The organism is Caproiciproducens sp. LBM24188, from assembly GCF_054130445.1.
Genome location: NZ_CP196862.1, coordinates 1,451,509 through 1,470,360, shown reverse-complemented (window position 1 = coordinate 1,470,360; position 18,852 = coordinate 1,451,509). Strand labels below are relative to the sequence as shown.

Genomic DNA, 18,852 nt, shown 5'->3' with positions numbered 1-18,852 from the left:
ATGCGGACAGGCTTCATACTACTGGTCCTTGCGATGAGCGCATTTTTTCTGGCTGGCTGCGGGGAATCTTCCAGTACAGGCTCCTCCTCTACTGCATCGTCGGATGCCTCCCAGGCCGAAACCTCTGCTGCTGCAGAAAGTACGGCAAGCAGCGCAGTTTCGTCCTCTGCATCGAACACTTCTTCTGCTTCCTCCACCCAGTCGGATAACGGTTATGTATTGCCGGCGGGTTCCAGTTCCCGAGTAAACTCCTCCGTTGCTTCTGCCGGTTCTTCGGTACAACCAGCTTCTTCCGCCCCTTCAACGTCATCCCAAACGAACAGCGCCGCGAAAACGACGTTTGGTTCTGTTTTCGGGAACTCCTCCCAATCAATTTCATCGGAGGCGGCACGTGACAACAGCGGTTCAAAAGTTTCGGAAAATGAGTACGACCAGATTGAGAACGGCATGTCCTACGCACAGGTAAAATCCATCATTGGCGGCGACGGAAAAGTATCCCGTGAATTTGGGGACAAAAACAGCGAGTTCTACAGCGTAACTTACCGCTGGACCGGTAATGGCGTTTCCAGTTCCTACGCGGAAGTAACCTTTGAAAAAGGCGTTGTCAGTTCAAAAATACAATTCGGTCTAAACTAATGTAAAATATGTTTAAAAGGAAGTGCGCAAAATGCGCACTTCCTTTTTTGATAGGATTCAAATCTGGTTAAATGCATAGCAGACAATTTGGTTTGTCGGTATGACGCAGGAAGTTCCCAACCTTCCCGTGCAGCTGTCCGAGCCCAGCCAGTTTGCAGAATCCAGTCCGAGCGGATGGCGTGGGGCGCTGGGTAGTGAGGTCACCAGCTTAATAAACTCGTCGTTTGCCTCGACCAAAAGACCGGTAAAACCTCTTCCGGAGCAGCCCCCGCTGCTGGTAAACACGGTTACAACTCTGCCGAGGTTCTTTTTCAGGTCTTTAAATGCATCATCCGAAACACTATTGTTACCTCTATTGTTACGGCATTCGTAAAGTGCCATAATAAACCTCCTATCTCAAATACAGTATCGGTGCGTTGATCCATTTGAAAGAAGCGTAAAGTCCCGTCCATATAATCTTCCGGTAACATAATATGGTGAAACCTTGCAGATGGTACCGCCTAAAAAGCAGATCATCCCGCAGTAACACCGTTTTGGAAAAAATCATATTATGACAGCAATTCATATTATTTTGGAAGACTTCTGCCAATAACATAAAGGTTTGGTGCCCCGATTATGCTGTACATAAAAAACTATCAGGCTCTGGAAGAGCTGATCCCGAGAAATCCGAAAACTCCAAAGGAGGAAAAAAAGAGCTCCACCGGCGGACTGGCGGCGCTGCTTCGCACCTTAACGGGCCGGCGCATCATTGTATACACTGCCCAAAATGAGCAGCCGTTCTCCGGTATTTTAATTACGGTATCGGACAGCCACATTTGCCTGGCTGCCTGTCCCTGCAAGGCAGTTCAGCCGGGAAAATGCCTGCGCTGCCCCAAATGGGTTTCTTCCGAAGTTAAATATGAAATCCCGGTTGCCTGGATCAGCGCGGTCTTTTACCAGACCGTATAAGCGTTCCGGCGGCATCTCACATTATGCGGGGTGCCGTCGGATTGCAATTCTTATCGGAGAATAAGCTGAAAAACCGCCGTCACAAGCCCGGTGGCAGCCGCGCCGATTACGGCGGCAATCAGCCGGTCCCAGATACGCATCGGACGAAGCGTAATCTCTTTAATATCTTTCTTGATTTCTATTACATCTGATTTCAGATGATCCACTTTTTCATTGACAGCGGCCATTGCCGCAGTCAAACTTTGGATCTCTTTTCGTTCCAATTCCAATTCGTTCAGCCGGCAGTATGCCAGACGTGCACTGTCCAGCGCCTGTTCCGCTGTTTTCGATTTCTCTGTATAGTCCATATGGGAAATCCCCTACTTTATTTTTACCACAAATCGTTTCAACGGGGATTCCTCGCCCGCGGCCGTGTAGATTCCGGTTGCCTGCCCGGATGTGCCGATTGCAACCAGAGCAAAAAGCTGGTCGTTACCGGTCCTGGGGAAACGGACAACCGTTACAACACCGCTCGTTCCCGCTGTTAGCGTAACGGTCTGGTTTGCAGTCGTTTTTACCACATAATACTGGCCGTGGGCCAGGGAGATATCCATGGTTGTATCAATTGCTACGGCAGTCGACGGCATTTTGGGAAAACCGTTGTAGCCGCCGGACTTAATGATGGTCGGATAATCCCGATAGGAGATATCCAAATCCACATTCCCGTCAATTCCAGGGACGGAACCGGTATTGCCCGTCTGCTGAATGCCGCAGGGGTAATCCGGCGGGCCACTGTAATCTGCCAGCCATAAATCATATTTTTGAATCGTTTCGGAAGTAAATTTACCGGACCGAATGAAATCCTGATTGGTATACAGGCAGACAAACCACCCGTCTTGTTTCATAGAATCCAGAAACGCACGTGCAATGGCATCAATCAGCTGATTGGTCGGCGGAATCCCCTTTTTCTTGGCATATTCCATACTGGCGTATTCGTAGTCAAACGCGACAGGAAACGTCAGCTTTCCACGATAGGCGGAAAGCACCTTTTTGCAGGCCTCCGCTTCCTTCTTCGCATCTTCCACGGAAATCGCATAGCTGAACCAGTAAGCACCGACAAAAAGCTTGTGCGCCAACGCGCCTTTAACATTTTCATCAAATTTTTGATCTTTCTGGCTGATGTCGTTCCCATAGCCGGCTCTTACCAGAACAAAGTCGATGCCGGAAGCATCTACCATGCCCCAGTTTACCGTGCCGTTGTGCCTGCTTACGTCAATTCCCTTCAAGGTTTCATCTCCCTTCCCATCTTTTTCAGCCGGAAAACATGTTGGTAAACCGGCTGTACCACATAATATGAGAACACACTGTGTTGCGCGCTCTTTTCATTTTTCGCATACATGGGCACAACTTCGGTAATAATAGATTCGGGAGGTGTGCTTATGAATCAAGGCACCGTAAAATGGTTCAATGCCGCAAAAGGCTATGGTTTTATTTCCAGCGACGACGGCGGAGAAGACGTGTTTGTCCATTTTTCAGGAATTCAGGCGGAAGGTTACAAAACACTGTCCGAAGGGCAAAAGGTTACTTATGACACGGAAGTCGATTCCAGAAACGGAAAACTCAGAGCCATCAATGTTACCGTTGTAAAATAGTTCTTTGGCGGGAACTGATTGACAATACGCACAGTTCCCCCAACCCAAAAAATATCCGGCCGCCTGCGGTAAACGCCAGCGGCCGGATATTTTTCTATGGATTCATGATAAGTCCAGCGTACTCAGCACCTTTTGCAGTGACTCCGCAGAGGCCAGCAGATTCCGCTGCTCCTCTTCGTTCAAACGGATGTCAAGCACCTTTTCCACCCCGGTACTTCCCACAATGCATGGCACGCCCATGCAGATATTGTGCAGACCGTAATGCCCCTGAATCAGGCTGGAAACCGGAAGGATGGAGTGTTCGTTGCGCAGAATGCATTCCGCGATGCGGCGCACCGCCATGGCGATTCCGTAATAGGTTGCACCCTTGCGCTCAATAATTTTATAAGCGCTGTCGCGAACCTCTTCATACAGACTCTGCATTGTTTCCCGATCGTCGCAGTTGCCGCACAACTCGCAGAAATGGTCCAAATCCACGCCGGACACATTCGCACTGCTCCAGACGGCAAGTTCACTGTCCCCATGCTCCCCGATGATGAATGCATGCACGCTGCGGCTATCCACACCCAAATGCTGACCCAGCAGATATTTCAACCGGGCCGTATCCAACACCGTGCCAGACCCGAACACGCGGTTGGCCGGGAAACCGGACAGCTTTAACGCCGCATAGGTCAGGATATCCACCGGGTTGGACACCACCAGAAGAATCCCTTCGCAGCTGCGCTTGGTAATTTCCGGCATGATACTCGTCTTGAGGATACCAACGTTTTTATGAACCAGGTCAAGCCTTGTTTCGTTTGGTTTTTGATTAGCGCCGGCTGTAATGATAATCAGGCCGCAGTCTGTAATATCGTCATAGGACCCGGCATAAATCTCCATCGGGTGGGCAAACGGCATGCCGTGGCTTAAATCCATGGCCTCGCCTTCCGCCTTTTTCGTATTGGCGTCTACCAGCACAAGCTCCGAAAACAGCCCGCTTTCCACCAGGCTGAACGCACAGCTCGCACCCACAAAGCCACATCCAATAATCGCGCATTTTCGGATATTTAACATTCCATCACCGTCTTTCTCAAATGAAGTATTGACCAATCTGCATGGTTTTATGGAAAGATTAGATTACAAAGTTTCCGTCCTTAAATACCGTAATCTGCTTCCCGTCCTGCGTGGTTCCCACAATGTTCATGTCGGGGCTGCCGAACATAAAGTCACAGTGAATTTTAGAGTAATTGGAACCAAGAGCGGTCAGCTGTTCGCGCGTTAAATCCGCGCCTCCCTTTACATTGTCCGGGTAAGCTGCGCCCAGTGCCAGGTGGCAGGAGGCGTTTTCATCAAACAGTGTATTCAGGAACAGAATGTTGGACTTGCTAATCGGAGAATCATATGGAATCAACGCCACCTCCCCTAAATAGGAGCTGCCTTCGTCGAACCCGATCAGATTTTTCAGGGTTTCTTCTTCCTTTTCCGCGGAAAAATCAACGACTTTGCCGTCCTTGAAGTCCAGACGGAAACCGTCAATCATCTTTCCCTGATAGCTTAAGGGCTTTGTTGCATAGACACGCCCGTTCACACCAAATTTATACGGCATGGTAAAAATCTCTTCCGTGGGCATGTTCGGATTGAATACCGCTCCATTCTTGGCAGGGGAGCAGCCGCCCTCCCACACATGGTTCGGAATCAGTTCCACAGTAAGGTCTGTTCCAATTTCGTTTTTAAAATGAAGCGACTTAAAGTTGAAATCGTTCATTACTTTGCTGCGGTGAGTCAAGTTTTTGTTATGCTCATGCCATTCGGCAACCGGGTCGTTATCCTCGCGGACGCGAACGCTCATTAACACGGCATTCCAGAGTTTTTCCAGCGCGGTATCGTCGTCGTCATTCGGGAATACTTTCTTTGCCCAGTCAAGGGTTGGAATCGCAACAATCGTCCATTGGCCGACATTGGACATAGTGTAATATTCAAACGGTTCCATGGCCGTTTCGCGCGCGGTTCTGGCTGCCTGCAGTTTGTCGCCGTCAATATCGGCCATCAAGCCCGGTGTGGCGGATTCAATATACAAAAAGCAGCATTTGCGATCAATGCCATTCTTCGTGCGCTCAATCTGCCAAGGTGGAATCTGGCACAGTGTTTCCGTGGATTCGTGCTGATAAGCAAGCTTTGTGACCGTTTCGTCGTTCCACCGAACTTCCACTTGTCCGGCGCCGGCACGGTAAGCCTCTTCCACGCACAGGCGGACGAAATACGCGCTGCTCACATCCGCGTTAATCACGAGGAGCTGGCCTTTCTGAACATTTGCCCCGATACAGACCGCGAGCTGTGCATACTTTTTTAATATTTGCTGTGAAACCATGATTATCCCTCAATTCTAAATTATTACTAATCTCAAGAAATACTTCGGATGGTCGTTGGGTACATTCCGAAAAATTTGAGATCAATTTGCTTCAAGGTCCTCTGCTGATGCTGAACCAACCAACATTAGATATAGAAAAGCTATACCGATGTCAAGCGGAAGGGGCGCTAAGCGCCGCACAGCAATTTCTCAATGCAGCATCAGCCTCCGCTGATGTTACTATATTATACCACGATTTGTTGAAAAATGGAATTAGCATATGCTAACTTAAACCCGTTTTCTGCAATTTTTCTTCCAGAATTCTTAATTTTGCTCTTCGAATACGGTAATCCGGCAGTTCCTGTTCCACTAGGCGCCAAAATCTTGAAGAATGATTGTGCTCCTGAAGATGCGCGAGTTCATGAACGACCACATAATCAATTACATCGGGTTCGGCCGCTACCAGCTTCCAGGTAAAATTCAGACGGTTCTTTCCGGAACAGGAGCCCCATGCGGCAGTTGCTGTGCCAATGCGCACCCCCGCCGGAACCCAGCCGGTGTGGGAGGAGTAAAACGCAACCCGCGGCAAAATCCAGCGTCTGGCCAATTCTTTGTAAAGTTCCTCCACCAGTGGGCGAACACTTTTGGCATCCCCGACTGGGACATGAAAAAAGGTTCCATCAAAGGAAACCGTCTGTCCCGGTTCAATCGGATAATCAAGCCCCAGAAGCGGCAGAAAAAAGCCCTTTTCAAACCGGAATGCCTGCTTTTCCAGAGCGCGCTTTGTCATTTCTGCGGATTTCGCCAAAACCCATCCCTGCTTTTCCATGAGGAAGCGTTCTATGGCGCTTTGCGGGGCATTCAACGGTGCCCGGACTGTAACACCGCCTTCGCGGTCGATGCAAATAGCAATGGTTTTTCGTTTGGAGCGGATTAGTTCATATTCCAAGCTTTCCGGCCGTCCTTTCGTATGATCCCGGGTTTTGGTCCGCCGGAATCTTCCGGTGAACATTTGGTTACGCTCATTGTAATATGATTTCTGGAAAAGTTCAACGGATGTCCGGAAAAAGAGCGGCTGTTTTTCTGTTTGGTGCAAATCGAATCCAACCAAGGTTGTCCCTTTACTCGAACAGTTTCCTATCATCATATATCATCCGCCAAAACAGAGCAAGCCGGTATGCATCAATGAAAAGACGGAAAAATCCAGTTCGCTTATTTACTTCGGATTCGAATGATGGTAAGATGGTTCAGGTAAATACATACGCTTCGGAAAGGTTCGAACAATCATGAAAAAAATTCTTCTGATTACAACCGGGGGCACCATTGCTTCGGAACAGACCGAGGAAGGACTGGCCCCCTCATTAAATGGTCAGAAGTTAGCCGCTTTTCTAAACGGCATAACCAACGATTATGAAATTACGATAGAAAATCTGTTCCAACTGGATAGTTCCAATATTCAGCCGGAGGAATGGCAATGCATGGCACGTGCCGTCGCGCGCAACTACCAAAATTACGACGGCATTGTTCTGACGCACGGGACGGATACCATGGCTTACACCGCCTCGGTGCTCTCTTTTATGCTGTGCAATATTCCGGTGCCGGTCGTGCTAACCGGTTCGCAGCTGCCCATTGGCCACCCTCTGACGGACGGGGTAGAGAATCTGCGCTGTGCTCTGGCCATGGCTGCAAGCGGCAAAGCGGGTGTTTTTGTCGCGTTCCACCGCAAAATTATGCTTGGGACCCGCGCAGTAAAAGTTCGAACCACGGCGTTCGATGCGTTTGAAAGCGTGAACTGTCCTTGTGCGGCAGTAATCGATTCCGGCGGACTGAAATTCAACGATGAAGTTCTGCCCGTACAGAATGGTCCGTTTGAGCTGGAAGACCGCCTGTGCAATGGTGTTTTTCTGGTGAAACTGACCCCGGGCTTGAACCCGGAAATTTTCGACATGCTTCTTCAGATGAACTACAAGGGAATTGTCATTGAAGCGTTTGGCTCCGGCGGACTGAATTTTGTACGGCGCGATTTGATTTCAAAGCTGCAGAAAATTGTGGAAAGCGGAATCGCCGTCGTCGTTTGCAGCCAATGCCTGTACGAGCGCAGCGACTTTACCATTTATCAGGTTGGGAAAAAGGCACTGGAAAGCGGTGTGCTGCAGGCGTTTGATATGACAACCGAAGCCGCCGTAACCAAACTGATGTGGGCGCTTGGAAAAACGGAGCAGCCGGACGAAATTCGGAAAATCTTCAGCACGAACTATGTGGGCGAAATCCAGCTTTAAGCCCGAAAGGGCGCGGCAGGCGCAGGCCAGCGAAAGCAATACGCAAACCCGTAGAGGGACACCGCAAATTACGGTGTCCCAGATTGTCGAAGAACCCATCCAACGCGGTTAAACGAAGGATGGGTTCTCTTGATAATATGCAGGATAGGAAAATAAGCAAAGTAAAATCAATAAAAACCCGGAGGGATGGCCATCCCTCCATTTCCACATTGCCAGCTTTTTGAGATTCATGGCAGCAAACTTAAGCTTAACCCAATTCGTCACTTGAGTTAAGCCCCGGTAGAGCGTGTACCGCATCCCATATTTCACTTTTGCATCGGCGAAGACACGCTCAATGGTTTCTTTTCGTTTTTTGTAAAGCTCTTTGTATTTCGGTGTGTGCCTGATATCTTCCGCAAGCTCCACATAATCCTGCCACACATGCCGCGTTACGGTTTTCGTACAGCTTTTACTTTCGGTGCAGCGAGAACGGAATGGACATTTTTCGCAGATGTAACTCCGGCTTTTGTATTCCCGGTATCCCTCACGGTTGGTTGTTGCATAATGCAGAACCTGATATTCAGGGCAGATCACACAGTCATAATATTCGTCGTATACATACTTCCACCATTCCAGATTTCCCGCTTTGGTCATTGGCCGCTTGTATGCTGTGGAAAGTACTCGCCCGTCGTCAAACACCCGTTTGCAGATATGCGGCGTTTTGTATGCGGCGTCCGCCACCACTGTTTCAATTTCAGGAAACCGTTCCGTCACTTTGTCATAGACCGCATCAAACGCCACGCTGTCGTGTACGTTTCCCGGAGTCACCTCAACGCCAAGGATAAAATTATGTTTGTCGCAGGCAGTATGCGCTTCGTAGGCAAAGCACTTCTTGTGTTCGCCCTTTTGAAACAGCCCGCTTTCCGGGTCTGTTTTGGACTCCGTGATTTCTTTTTCCTTCGGCGGTTTCGGAGTACTGTCGAATGGCTTCTTCCCATGATCTTCCCGATCAGCGTTAACCTCTTCCATTAATTCTGAGGCATATCGCTTTGCAGCCTGAGGGACTGCCTTTTTGATCTTCTTATTGATGTTGGCGTTTGCTTTGATATGTGTTCCATCTACAAATACTGCTTCCGGCTCCAAATATCCGGCGCAGTTTGCCTCCTGCAAAATCCACGAAAATACCTGTTCCACAGTTTCCTCTGTGAACCGGTGCTTAAAATTGTAACTCACAGTGGAGAAATGCGGCAGTTCCTCGTTCAGTGTATATCCTAGAAACCACCGGTAAGCGATATTCATATTGATTTCCTGCATTGTCCGGCGTAAAGAGGGAATTCCGTACAGATGCTGGATCAGAACAATCTTAAACAGGACAACCGGGTCCACACTGGGACGGCCGTTGCACTCACAATACAATGCTTCTACAAAGTCATAAATATGGTTAAAATCTACTGCTCCGTCAATCTTTCGCAGCAGATGATCCTGTGGCACCAATAGATCTGTATTCACAAATTCAACTGCATCTCTGCGCAGTTTTTCTCGTTCCAACATCTTTCATCACCTGCTTCTATTTTACCATTTTACAACCAAAAAGCCCAGCTTTCGCTGAACTTTTTCGACAGGCTGGGACACCGCAAATTACGGTGTCCCTTTTATTTTTCAACAAATTTATGTTTATTAGAATCAAAAAATGAAATAATAAGGAAAAGCAAAAAAGAAACAAGACCAAACAACGAAAAACACCGTTCTGAATGTTTTTACCGCATTGTAAAGAATCAATGAATATTCTGCTTTTCTATTGACATACTGTCTTCTATGATATATAGTATTTAATACTAGATGAAATAATCACAGTTAAGAGGAGTGCTGTTATGACACAGTCAATCTGCGTTTTTGGCGATTCCGTATCAAAGGGTGTTGTATTCGACAGCACCTTAAAGAAATATATGATCATTAAAGACAGCTTTGTACATTTACTGGAGCGGGCTGCTAATATGATGATCAGCAACTACTCAAAATTCGGCTGCACTGTTACAAAGGGCAGCGATATTCTGAACAAGCATTTGAACGAAGTCAGCCGGAGTGATTTTACCGTACTGGAATTTGGCGGCAACGACTGCGATTTTGACTGGACGAAGGTTTCGGAAGCGCCGGACGCCCACCATGTTCCGAAAACACCGGTGGAGGACTTCGAGCTTCAATATGCCAAGCTGATTGAAAACGTGAAAAATTGCGGAGGCCGGCCGGTGCTGCTTTCCCTCCCTCCCATCGACGCCAAGCGCTATTTCGCCTGGATTTCCCGCGGACTGAACCAAGCGAATATCCTGAAATTTCTGGGTGACGTGGAATACATTTACCGCTGGCATGAAATGTATAATCTTGCCGTCTGCCGGCTTGCGCTGCAGCAGCAGGTTCCGTTAATCGACATCAGCAGCGCGTTTCTTCAGGCTGGGAACTACCAGAAATATATCTGCGAAGACGGGATTCACCCGAACGAGCAGGGGCACAAGCTGATTGAGGAAACAATCTCCCGTTATACCGCGCACCCCGAAAAGCTGATGCTGCGCACCCAGTTTGCATCTTAATCAATTTCACAAAAAAGCGGCGAACCGGATTTCCGGCTCGCCGCTTTTTCATTTCTGCTTTTTCTTTATTTTTCCGCAATGTTGCGGGCCACCACGACGCCCGTTACCGAAGCCTGCATCAGGCCGCGGGTAATTCCGGCGCCGTCGCCGATGGCGTACAGGTTTTGAATCGCCGTTTCAAAGCTTTTGGATACGGAAACTTTGGAGGAATAGAACTTAACCTCTACACCGTACAACAGCGTATTCTTGGAATAAAGGCCCGGAGCCAGCTTATCGAATGCGCGAAGCGATTCCACAATACTGGTCAGGTGGCGGTGCGGCAGCACAAAGGAAAGGTCGCCCGGCACCGCGTTTTTCAGCGTAGGAATCGTCGTAGATTTGCTCAGCCGAGTTGCGTCGGTGCGTCTGCCCATCAAAAGGTCCCCCAGGCGCTGCACCATAATGCCGCCGCCGGTCAGCATATTGCCAAGCTGCGCAATATAGCGGCCGTATTCAATCGGCTGGTTAAAAGGCTCCGTAAAGCGGGTGGACACGAGCATGGCAAAGTTCGTGTTTTCGCTGTGTTTGTCTTCATCCGCATAGGAATGGCCGTTTACAACGGCAATGCCGCCGTTGATGCCGCCGTCGTAGTGCTCTTCGCTGACAATTCCGCCCGGATTCATACAGAACGTGCGAACCTTATTCTCGAACGTATCGGAGTAATAGACCAGCTTAGCCTCGTAAAGGTTTTTGGTCAGGTGGTCCATGACCGAATTCGGAACTTCAACACGCACACCGATATCTACTTCATTATTGGTTGTTTGAAGATTGTTTTCCCGGGCAATGCGGGAAAGCCATTCTGCGCCGCCTCGGCCAGGTGCCGCGACAACATAGGGCGCGCGCACCAACGTGCGCTCCCCTTGGCGGTTCACAAGCCATACGCCCTGCGCCTTGCCGTCCTCCACCTCGATGGAATCCGCGGTGGTACGCTCCCGGAACTCAAAGTTTGGGCGGCTGGAAAGATAGTCGTACATTCTGCTTAACACTTGGTAGGAGTATTCCGTTCCCATATGCCGCACCGGGCACGGAATCAGGCGGATATTTTCCTTGCGCGCCTCGTAGGAGATTTTGTCCGCGAATTTGTCACTGCGGCCAAAGACCTGATCCGGAGCACCGAATTTCAGGTAGATTTCGTCTGTGTAGTGAATCAGCTCGCGCGCATCATCCACCGACATATAATCGGTAATATTACCGCCGACATCTTCGGAAAGGGACAGCTTTCCGTCGGAAAAAGCGCCGGCGCCAGCCCAACCGTTCATAATATTACAGGTCTTGCAGTGCGCGCACTGGCCGGAAGTTCTTGCCGGGCAAGCTCGCTTTTTAATTTCGCTGCCTGAATCCACCACAAGCACCCTCTTGTTCGGAGCAAGTTTGTCCAGCTCCAGCGCGGTAAAAATACCCGCGGGGCCTGCTCCGATTACAACCACGTCATAATCGTACATGCAATTCATCCTTTTTCGCTGCCATATTCAAGCCGGCCGCCAAAAGATTGGTGTTACCGGCTTTGGGCAAAACAGAAGTATTATAACATATAAAAATAAAATGTCAATTAAGATTTATAGGATTTTGGAAATAGTACCGCAGCACCAACTATTCGCGTTCCTCCAAGATTCTTCGAAAGGAAGCTTCAAATGCGGCGTCGTCTGCTTTGGTCCGTTTTCGGATATGGCCCGTTCTTCCGCCGGCGCGGCGGATTTCCTGCCCGAGCGCCCGCTCGAACAGCAGGCGGTCCATATTGCCGTTGTTGTATTCCATGCCGTTCTGGTTCAATGCGTGCGCTTCCCTTGCAAGAGCCATTGCGGCCACTCCGAAGTCTTGAGTTACCACCACGTCGCCCGGTTCGATCAAATTCACCAGGCGAATGTCCGCGCTGTCACGCCCCTTGTCCACTGTAATCACTGTACTGTAACCGTCATTCAGCACGTGACTGGTGTCAATCAGCATGATAACCGGAAGCTTCTTTTCCTTTGCGAGGCGGACAATAATTTTTTTCACCGGACAGGCATCCGCATCCACTAATATTTTCATCGTCCTGCAACCTTTCAGACAAAGATAAACGGAACCAGAAGCATATAGAACACTGCCTTCACACCGACACGAAGTAAAGTGCAGTGCTGTCATCGGTGCAGAAGGGCAGCTGTCGAAACGACAATCCGCTATAGACTATTCTCGTTCCAGCAGCGGAATAATATCCGCCAGTGTCGGCACGCACGCATACAGCATTTGATTCAGGCGCGGATTCGGCGGAACAAGGTCGGGCACCATTACCGTTTTCATTCCGGCGCTCCATGCGGAAGCAATTCCATTCGGGGAATCTTCCACTGCCATGCAGGAATGCGGGTTCACCCCCAAAGCGGAAGCGGCTTTCAGGTAAATATCCGGATCGGGTTTGCTCTTTTCGACCATATCCCCACAGATAATTCGGTTGAAATAACCGGTGATTCCGGCGCTTTCAAAATATTGCAGCACGGTGACTCGTTTGGTGGAGGACGCCGCGGCAATCAGAAAACCGTTCTGCTTTAAATAGTCCAACAGCTTGTAAAGCCCCGGCTTGACCGGAACACCATTTGCCTGAACTTCCTCCTCTGCATATTTTCTCCCGCGCCGCATGAATTCTTCATAGGGAAAATCAACCCCGAAGCGATCCAAAAAATGCTTGTGAATTTGGTCAGAATTCATCCCCATAAATTCTTCTGGGTGCTGTGTAACGTCTGCGCAGTTCATTTCTTTACAAAGCTTTTTCCATAGCTTCAACGTCATATTTTCCGTATCAAACAACACGCCGTCCATATCAAAAATTACTGCTTCAATCATATTTTACCTCTTTCTTCCAAACTTTGTTGACATCTGCTTCAGTGAAATGCTATACTGCTGAGGTGTCATATCAAGGTGTGTGCCATAGCGGACGCCGCGAAAACAGATTAACCAAAAAAGAAGGATGTCCATGCTGGGAACGATTGTAAATGCGCTTGCCATTGTGTGCGGAACAGGGCTTGGCTGCGTTTTAAAAAGCGGAATTCGAAAAAATTACCAGGAAACCATTATGAACGCCGTTGCGCTGTCCGTACTGCTCATCGGCATGTTGAGCGCGATAAAAACCAACGACTTGCTTTTACTAATTTTCTCCCTTGTTCTGGGCAGCATTTTAGGGGAAGCAGCAAAAATTGAAGACCGGCTGGCAGGGTTTGGTCAGCTGCTGGGGCAAAAAACCAAAAGCACGGACGGTAGCGTAGCAAAAGCGTTTGTCACTTCCAGCCTGATTTTCTGCGTAGGCAGCATGGCGATAGTCGGCTCCATTGAAAGTGGCCTGACCGGCAATCACCAGACGCTGTTCGCCAAAGCGGTGTTGGACGGAATCACCTCTATTTTTCTGAGTTCTACGCTCGGATTCGGCGTCGTTTTTTCCGCGGCCGTGGTCGTTCTGTATCAAGGACTGATTACGCTTGCGGCAGGCGCACTGAAAGCATTCCTGACTGAAACGATGATCACTGAAATTTCCGCGGTCGGCGGAATTTTAATTATAGCCATCGGGCTGAACATGCTGAAAGTCACAAAAATCAAGGTTGGGAACATGCTTCCCTCTATTTTTCTGCCGTTTCTGTATTATTGGGCAAAAACAGCGCTCGGCCTAAAATAAAGCGCTCTTTTCCCCCGTATTTTAGTTTCCTCATCAATATGGAAAAACCTGCAGCCTGCACATTGTGCAGGCTGTATTGATTTTTCGGAGACACCGTGGTCAGCACTGTGGAAACACCGGGAGTGTGTGCAGCCAGCGCCAGGGCCCGGTCAATCAGCTCACGCTGCAAACCGTTTCCGCGGTAAGCCGGGTGTACCACGATGGTGTCCAGCTTTGCGGCGGCACAGACCTTTTCCGGGGGCCAGCCCAGGTCTTGCGCATAATTTTCCGGAGTATTGCCGGGAACCACAAAGGAGCAGTAGGCAGCCAACACATCGCCGTCAAAGCAGCCCAAAATAAAATTCGGTGCGGCAAGGTATGTTCGATTTTCCTCCCGGTCGGTGGCAACAAACAAATCCGGGTCCTCTAACGCGGCGCAGACAATTTCCTGCAGCCGCATGACGGCATCTAAATCCGCTTGGGTACACATGCGGAAACACCAGTCGAAATTTCGTTTGGTTTTGGCCATGGTTTCCCTCCAATTAATCTACCATAGAACCCATCGGGTCCCGCGGTAATCCAAGGCATCCTCTTTGCTCAGATTAACCCGTATTTGAAGATTGTTTCTTATAAATCAAGTATAAATCAAAAAATGTTGAGTCACAAGTATTATTCAAAAAGTGGCAGTGAATTTTCACAGAGAAATTCTACTGTTTTCAGTCAATGTCACGAAACCAAAAGAGAAAAACCGCACGCCGCTATATTTTTTATTTATATCATTATATATCTATTTACTATAGATTGAAGTTCTTTTCTTGTTCGGTGAAATTTGATATAATAAAGCGGTAAACTGTAAAATTAGCCTTTCAGGACGAAGGATGAATTAAATGAGAATCGATACTTTATTAAACAGTGGGAAAGTCACGGTTTCCTGCGAATTGTTCCCCCCAAAGCAGGGCACGGACATTGCACAAGTACAGCAAGTCGTTCACGATATTGCACAGCTAAACCCCGCTTACATGAGCGTTACTTACGGAGCAGGTGGGGGCACCTCCCAAAACACGGTGAAAATCGCAGCAGAAATCCAGCGAAACGGCGTTCCGGCGCTGGCGCACCTTTCCTGCGTATCATCCACAAAAGAGCAGGTCGTGCGCGTATTGGATGAACTGAAAGCAAATCGTATTGAAAATATACTGGCGCTGCGGGGAGATATTCCTCAGAACGCGGATTTTCCTTCTCCGGCTCATTACCATTATGCCAGCGAACTGATTGAAGAAATTCACGCCTACGGCGATTTCTGCATCGGTGCGGCCTGTTACCCCGAAGGGCACGTGGAATGCGAGCACAAGGAAGATGACATCGACCATTTAAAGCAGAAAGTGGAAAGCGGATGCGACTTTCTGACCACCCAGATGTTTTTTGACAACAATATTTTTTATAATTTTCTTTATCGGATTTTAAGCAAGGGAATTCACATTCCCGTGGTGGCAGGCATTATGCCGGTTACCAACAGCAAGCAGATCAAACGGATTACCGCCCTTTCCGGCACGGAGCTGCCGCCGCGCTTTAAGGCGATTGTCGATAAGTTTGCCGACAAACCCAGCGCTATGAAGCAGGCCGGTATCGCCTATGCGACCGAGCAAATCATCGACCTGATTTCAAACGGTGTAACCGCCATCCACATTTACACCATGAACAAACCGGATATTGCCGCGAAAATCATGGAGAACCTTTCGGAAATTATCAAATGATGTCAAATTTAAGGAATAAGAATTTTACCGTGGACACGAACGCGGCTCTGCGTTACCTGGGGTACCGCGGAAAGCCCGCAGACGCGGAAACGCTGACTTTGATTCAAGACTGTTCCGCCCAGTTGGAAGGCTGCGTTACCCCCCGCAGCCTGCTGCGCCGGCTCCCGGCCGAAGTGAAGGACGGAAGCGTAACCATCAGCGGGGTGACGTTCCGCAGCCGTGACCTGAGCGAACACCTGAAAGGCTGCATGGAAGCGGTGCTGTTCGCCGCAACGCTCGGCACGCCGGCGGATACGCTGCAAAGGCGGTACGCCAAAACCGATATGGCCCGAGCGGTTATTCTGCATGCCTGTGGGGCCGCCTATGTAGAAAGCTACTGCGACTTTGTGTGCGGAAAATTGTCCGACCAAATAAAACCCGAAGGGCTTTATCTGCGCCCACGCTACAGTCCCGGTTACGGTGATTTTGACATTCGGCATCAGGCCGACCTGTTGGGGATATTAGACGCGCCGAAAAAAATCGGCCTAACCATGACGGACAGCTTCATGCTGGCCCCGTCCAAATCCGTGACCGCCGTCATCGGCCTGACCAAAGAAGCAAAAAGCTGCCATATTGCCAAGTGTATGGAGTGCAAATCGATAAACTGCCCGTTCAGAAAGGACTGATCTCTTGAATCCATTGGACAAGCTTGGAAAGCAACTGCTGTTTTTTGACGGAGCAATGGGAACACTGCTGCAGGAAAATGGGCTGAAACCGGGCGAACTACCGGAACTGTGGAACATAACCCACCCCGAAATCATTGCAGAAGTTCATCAAAAATATCTGTCTGCGGGTGCAAACCTGCTGAAAACGAACACGTTCGGCGCCAACGCCCTGAAGCTGAACGGCACCGGACATACCGTGGAGGAAGTGGTATCCTCCGCAGTAAAAATCGCTCAAAAGGCGGCCGAAGGAACCGGCGCTTTGGTGGGCATGGACATTGGACCAACTGGAAAACTGATGAAACCGCTGGGTAACCTCAGCTTTGAACAGGCCTATGGATTATTTCAGGAACTGGCGGAAGCCGGGGAAAAATCCGGAGCCGATTTCATCCTAATTGAAACCATGAGCGACACATACGAATGTAAAGCAGCCGTACTTGCCGCAAAGGAGAATACGAAACTGCCCGTGTTCGTTACCATGGTGTTCGATGAAAACGGAAAACTGCTGACCGGCGGTGACATTGCTTCTGCGGTTGCGCTGCTGGAAGGGCTTGGCGTAGACGCCATCGGCTTGAACTGCGGGCTCGGCCCGGTGCAAATGCTGCAGCTGCTGCCGGAACTGAAACGCTGGTGCTCCCTTCCGGTCATTGTGAACCCGAACGCTGGACTGCCCCGCAGCGTGGATGGAAATACCGTGTTTGACGTAACACCAGCGGAATTTGCGGAAAAAATGGAGGAAATCGTGCGGGGCGGCGCGTGGATGATCGGCGGCTGCTGCGGAACCACCCCGGCGCACATTGCGGCCATGACGGCCCGCTGCCGCGGCCTTTCCCCCGCACCGCTAACCAGACACAGCCACACGGTGGTGTCCTCTTACGCCAAGGCGGTGGTTTTCGGGAAAAAGCCGGTGCTGATTGGGGAACGCATCAACCCGACGGGAAAATCTCGCTTAAAGCAGGCGCTGCGGGAAAATGACCTCGACTATATTTTGCGGGAAGGCATTACCCAGCAGGAAAACGGCGCAGATATTCTGGATGTGAACGTTGGCCTGCCGGAAATAGACGAAACCTCCATGATGCGGCACGCAGTGGAAGAACTGCAGTCCGTTGTGGACCTGCCGCTCCAAATTGACACCTCCAGCCCGGAGGCGATGGAAACAGCGCTGCGCATTTACAACGGCAAACCGCTCATCAACTCGGTGAACGGCAAAGAGGAATCCATGCGTACAATTTTCCCGCTGGCAAAAAAATACGGCGGCGTGGTGATTGCGCTGACGCTGGACGAAAACGGAATTCCAGATACGGCACAGGGGCGGCTTGCCATTGCGGAAAAAGTGGTACAGACTGCCGAAGCTTATGGATTTGACCGAAAAGATATTATTGTGGACCCGCTTGCCATGACCATCAGCGCCGGACAGGAAAATGCAGCTATTACGCTGGAAGCGGTACGGCTGATTCGGGAAAAACTCGGTGTGCACACTTCGCTTGGGGTTTCGAATATTTCGTTCGGACTGCCGCAGCGGGAAAACATCAACGCCGCGTTTTTCACCATGGCAATGCAGAACGGACTTGACGCCGCCATTTTGAACCCCGGTTCCCAGGGCATGATGAGCGCATACTACTCCTTCTGTGCGCTGACCGGTGCCGATGACCAGTGCGCCGCTTACATTGGAAAATACGCGGGGCAGAAAATCGAAGCCGCCCCCACCGGCACCGAACTGACCTTGTTCGACGCCATTATCAAAGGCTTAAAAGAAAGCGCATACGCCGCCGCGGAAAAGCTGTTGGCCACCCTGCCACCGCTGGAAATCATCAACACCCAGCTGATTCCCGCGCTCGACCGGGTCGGCATCGATTTTGAAAAAGGAACGCTCTTTCTTCCGCAGCTTTTGATGAGTGCGGAAGCTGCCAAGGCGGCCTTTGATGCCATTCGTGGGAAACTCGGCGGGGCGGGCGGCAATGTAAAAAAGGATAAAATCATCCTTGCAACCGTAAAAGGAGATATTCACGATATCGGCAAAAATATTGTGAAGGTCCTTCTTGAAAATTACAGCTATGACGTAATCGACCTTGGAAAAGACGTTCCACCGGAGCGGGTCGTAGAGACTGCCGTTCAAAACAAGGTAAAGCTGGTCGGGTTAAGCGCCCTGATGACAACAACGGTGACCAATATGGCGGAAACCATCCGACAGCTTCATCAAAGCGCGCCGGGCTGTAAAATCATGGTTGGCGGAGCGGTTCTTACACCCGAATACGCCGAAATGATTCACGCCGACCAGTACGCAAAGGATGCTATGGCGGCCGTGCGCTACGCAAACACCCTGTTTCAGCGGGATGCGCAGACTGACCCTGCTGTGTGAGG

The 18,852-nt window shown here is 49.9% G+C and carries 20 protein-coding genes; 9 read left to right on the top strand and 11 right to left on the bottom strand.

Features of this window, described 5'->3' with window-relative positions; genetic code table 11:
• Positions 1-33: 33 nt before the first annotated feature.
• Positions 34-636 carry a DUF3862 domain-containing protein gene (locus tag ACSVDI_RS06980; protein ID WP_457945566.1) on the top strand — a complete coding sequence of 201 codons (603 nt, stop codon included), beginning with the start codon at positions 34-36 and terminating at the stop codon, positions 634-636.
• A gap of 57 nt (positions 637-693) precedes the next feature.
• Here the strand turns inward: ACSVDI_RS06980 and ACSVDI_RS06975 are convergent, their stop codons facing one another.
• Positions 694-1,017 (bottom strand): hypothetical protein, encoded by a 324-nt coding sequence (locus ACSVDI_RS06975; RefSeq protein ID WP_457945565.1) that lies wholly within the window; start codon positions 1,015-1,017, stop codon positions 694-696.
• A gap of 234 nt (positions 1,018-1,251) precedes the next feature.
• Here ACSVDI_RS06975 and ACSVDI_RS06970 point away from each other — a divergent pair, with 234 nt between their 5' ends.
• Positions 1,252-1,584 carry a hypothetical protein gene (locus ACSVDI_RS06970; protein ID WP_457945564.1) on the top strand — a complete coding sequence of 111 codons (333 nt, stop codon included), beginning with the start codon at positions 1,252-1,254 and terminating at the stop codon, positions 1,582-1,584.
• Between the two features lie 50 nt (positions 1,585-1,634).
• Here ACSVDI_RS06970 and ACSVDI_RS06965 read toward each other — a convergent pair whose 3' ends face one another.
• Both ACSVDI_RS06965 and ACSVDI_RS06960 read right to left on the bottom strand, forming a co-directional pair.
• Positions 1,635-1,931, bottom strand: a complete 297-nt coding sequence (locus ACSVDI_RS06965; RefSeq protein ID WP_457945563.1) for a hypothetical protein — start codon at positions 1,929-1,931, stop codon at positions 1,635-1,637.
• Between the two features lie 12 nt (positions 1,932-1,943).
• Complete coding sequence (locus ACSVDI_RS06960; protein WP_457945562.1) at positions 1,944-2,849, bottom strand: glycoside hydrolase family 25 protein; 906 nt, start codon at positions 2,847-2,849, stop codon at positions 1,944-1,946.
• Positions 2,850-3,002: 153 nt separating this feature from the next.
• On the opposite strand from ACSVDI_RS06960, the gene ACSVDI_RS06955 reads away from it, so the two are divergent.
• Positions 3,003-3,215: a cold-shock protein gene (locus tag ACSVDI_RS06955; RefSeq protein ID WP_457945561.1), complete on the top strand. Its 213-nt coding sequence runs from the start codon at positions 3,003-3,005 to the stop codon at positions 3,213-3,215.
• Between the two features lie 102 nt (positions 3,216-3,317).
• Here the strand turns inward: ACSVDI_RS06955 and ACSVDI_RS06950 are convergent, their stop codons facing one another.
• The 3 genes from ACSVDI_RS06950 to ACSVDI_RS06940 form a co-directional block, all read right to left on the bottom strand.
• On the bottom strand, positions 3,318-4,268 hold the full coding sequence (locus ACSVDI_RS06950; protein WP_457945560.1) for an L-lactate dehydrogenase: 951 nt from the start codon (positions 4,266-4,268) through the stop codon (positions 3,318-3,320).
• 58 nt (positions 4,269-4,326) lie between these two features.
• Complete coding sequence (locus ACSVDI_RS06945) at positions 4,327-5,562, bottom strand: aminopeptidase (RefSeq protein ID WP_457945559.1); 1,236 nt, start codon at positions 5,560-5,562, stop codon at positions 4,327-4,329.
• Positions 5,563-5,824: 262 nt separating this feature from the next.
• Positions 5,825-6,490, bottom strand: coding sequence for a M48 family metallopeptidase (locus ACSVDI_RS06940; RefSeq protein ID WP_457945558.1), 666 nt, complete (start codon positions 6,488-6,490; stop codon positions 5,825-5,827).
• Between the two features lie 337 nt (positions 6,491-6,827).
• Between ACSVDI_RS06940 and ACSVDI_RS06935 the strand changes: the two genes are divergently transcribed.
• Positions 6,828-7,820, top strand: a complete 993-nt coding sequence (locus ACSVDI_RS06935) for an asparaginase (RefSeq protein WP_457945557.1) — start codon at positions 6,828-6,830, stop codon at positions 7,818-7,820.
• Between the two features lie 108 nt (positions 7,821-7,928).
• Here ACSVDI_RS06935 and ACSVDI_RS06930 read toward each other — a convergent pair whose 3' ends face one another.
• On the bottom strand, positions 7,929-9,350 hold the full coding sequence (locus ACSVDI_RS06930; protein ID WP_457941925.1) for an IS1182 family transposase: 1,422 nt from the start codon (positions 9,348-9,350) through the stop codon (positions 7,929-7,931).
• Positions 9,351-9,670: 320 nt separating this feature from the next.
• On the opposite strand from ACSVDI_RS06930, the gene ACSVDI_RS06925 reads away from it, so the two are divergent.
• Positions 9,671-10,384 (top strand): SGNH/GDSL hydrolase family protein, encoded by a 714-nt coding sequence (locus ACSVDI_RS06925; RefSeq protein ID WP_457945556.1) that lies wholly within the window; start codon positions 9,671-9,673, stop codon positions 10,382-10,384.
• Positions 10,385-10,449: 65 nt separating this feature from the next.
• Here ACSVDI_RS06925 and ACSVDI_RS06920 read toward each other — a convergent pair whose 3' ends face one another.
• The 3 genes from ACSVDI_RS06920 to ACSVDI_RS06910 form a co-directional block, all read right to left on the bottom strand.
• Positions 10,450-11,865: an NAD(P)/FAD-dependent oxidoreductase gene (locus ACSVDI_RS06920; protein WP_457945555.1), complete on the bottom strand. Its 1,416-nt coding sequence runs from the start codon at positions 11,863-11,865 to the stop codon at positions 10,450-10,452.
• Between the two features lie 148 nt (positions 11,866-12,013).
• Positions 12,014-12,451, bottom strand: a complete 438-nt coding sequence (locus tag ACSVDI_RS06915; protein WP_457945554.1) for a YaiI/YqxD family protein — start codon at positions 12,449-12,451, stop codon at positions 12,014-12,016.
• 135 nt (positions 12,452-12,586) lie between these two features.
• The gene (locus ACSVDI_RS06910; protein ID WP_457945553.1) at positions 12,587-13,237 is read right to left on the bottom strand and encodes an HAD family hydrolase; all 651 of its coding nucleotides are present in this window, start codon (positions 13,235-13,237) and stop codon (positions 12,587-12,589) included.
• A 130-nt stretch (positions 13,238-13,367) separates the two neighbouring features.
• Here ACSVDI_RS06910 and ACSVDI_RS06905 point away from each other — a divergent pair, with 130 nt between their 5' ends.
• A complete protein-coding gene (locus ACSVDI_RS06905) occupies positions 13,368-14,060 on the top strand; it encodes a DUF554 domain-containing protein (RefSeq protein WP_457945552.1) in 693 nt (230 codons plus the stop codon).
• On the opposite strand, the gene ACSVDI_RS06900 is transcribed toward ACSVDI_RS06905, so the two are convergent.
• On the bottom strand, positions 14,005-14,568 hold the full coding sequence (locus tag ACSVDI_RS06900) for a GNAT family N-acetyltransferase (RefSeq protein WP_457945551.1): 564 nt from the start codon (positions 14,566-14,568) through the stop codon (positions 14,005-14,007). The genes ACSVDI_RS06905 and ACSVDI_RS06900 overlap by 56 nt on opposite strands.
• 358 nt (positions 14,569-14,926) lie before the next feature.
• Here ACSVDI_RS06900 and metF point away from each other — a divergent pair, with 358 nt between their 5' ends.
• Genes metF through ACSVDI_RS06885 form a run of 3 tightly spaced genes read left to right on the top strand, consistent with a single transcriptional unit; the run spans position 14,927 to position 18,850 of the window.
• The gene (gene metF, locus ACSVDI_RS06895; protein WP_457945550.1) at positions 14,927-15,790 is read left to right on the top strand and encodes a methylenetetrahydrofolate reductase [NAD(P)H]; all 864 of its coding nucleotides are present in this window, start codon (positions 14,927-14,929) and stop codon (positions 15,788-15,790) included.
• Positions 15,787-16,455 (top strand): vitamin B12 dependent-methionine synthase activation domain-containing protein, encoded by a 669-nt coding sequence (locus ACSVDI_RS06890; RefSeq protein WP_457945549.1) that lies wholly within the window; start codon positions 15,787-15,789, stop codon positions 16,453-16,455. Before metF ends, ACSVDI_RS06890 begins: the two co-directional genes overlap by 4 nt.
• Before the next feature lie 4 nt (positions 16,456-16,459).
• On the top strand, positions 16,460-18,850 hold the full coding sequence (locus ACSVDI_RS06885) for a homocysteine S-methyltransferase family protein (RefSeq protein ID WP_457945548.1): 2,391 nt from the start codon (positions 16,460-16,462) through the stop codon (positions 18,848-18,850).
• Positions 18,851-18,852: the final 2 nt, after the last annotated feature.